At 60.3% G+C, this 1,203-nt stretch carries 1 protein-coding gene; it reads right to left on the bottom strand.

The features are described from left to right. Positions 1-1,142: hypothetical protein (locus tag ABYA88_RS16520; protein ID WP_373188471.1), on the bottom strand; the 1,142-nt coding region annotated here is incomplete at its 3' end. Positions 1,143-1,203 lie beyond the last annotated feature (61 nt).

Here is a 1,203-nt window from a genome sequence, read left to right on the forward strand (position 1 = left end):
GCATCGAGACGTGAGCCCGCATCCATAGTCAGCCTGGCTGCCTGAATATCGACCTTACCGCCGGATTCAACCAGAGCACCGGCGGCCATGGCAACGGCGCCGATTGCACCCACGTTCAGGTCTTCAGCGCTGGATACGGCCCTGTTGAGCAGAACGTTACCAGCGCTGTTCAGTTCGGCCCGCCCACCGGATTCAACGTGGCCCAGAACGATGTCACCCGATTGGCTGGTGACCTTGAAATCACCCGCGCTCTTTACTGTGGAATCGACGTCCAGCGCAATCGCGCTGCCGGTCAGGGTGATGCCATCTGTGGTCGAGGTCAGGCTCGCAGCCTCCCCCGCCACCAGCATCCCGGTCCCGCCGTTGAGCACCAGCGAGCTACCTGTCACCGCTGACTGTGCTTCTATTCCTGTGGCTGCAAACACATCAATATCCAAGGCACTTACCGGGCCCGCGAACAACACACTTCCAGTGGTCGAGTCGACATCCAGATCGCCGCCAAAGGTCAGTGCTTGCAGCGACATGTCGTCGATGGCCGTCAGGGTGGCTCCGCCACTCCCCTGCCAGGACGAGCCATTGTTCATGCTGATGCTCTGCGCATCGGCGATCAGCTTACCCTGGGCATCCACGATCCCCGAGGTAATCAGCGCGCCACCTGCCAGCAAGCTCAGGTCACCGTTGGTGGCAGACAAGTCGCCCACGCTTAGCGCACCGGCAGTCGCTTCCAGCCTTGCGCTTCCGGCACTGATTGCTGCAGCAGCAAGCTGAATAGCAGAGGCAGAGATCTCCAGCTCGTCAGAGACATTAACCTGCGGCGCTCCGCTGGCGCTCAGCGCACCTCCCAGATCGAAGCGCAGGCTGGTGGCAGTCAAGTCGCCGGCAAGATCAACAGCGCCGACTGACATCAGGTCAAAACGCTGATCTACCGTCACGTTACCCAGGGTGAAGAATGTGGTATCTCGCACATTTAACCAGCCGTTGGCTGCATTCACGCTGAGCGGATCAGTCCCGGACAACTGCAGATTCAACCGGCTGGCCGCACTGCCCAGGTCATTAGAGCCTACATCCAGCGCGATGCCAGAACCCTGCAGGAAGTGGTTGGCATCGTAGCCGAGGATATCCTGATCGTTCGACAACGACAAAATGCCGCCTGCACCCACGGAGCCAACCCGCAAGTTTCCGCCACTGTGCCGGAGGTAGAGA

Source organism: Halopseudomonas sp. (assembly GCF_041579695.1).
Classification (GTDB): Bacteria; Pseudomonadota; Gammaproteobacteria; order Pseudomonadales; family Pseudomonadaceae; genus Halopseudomonas.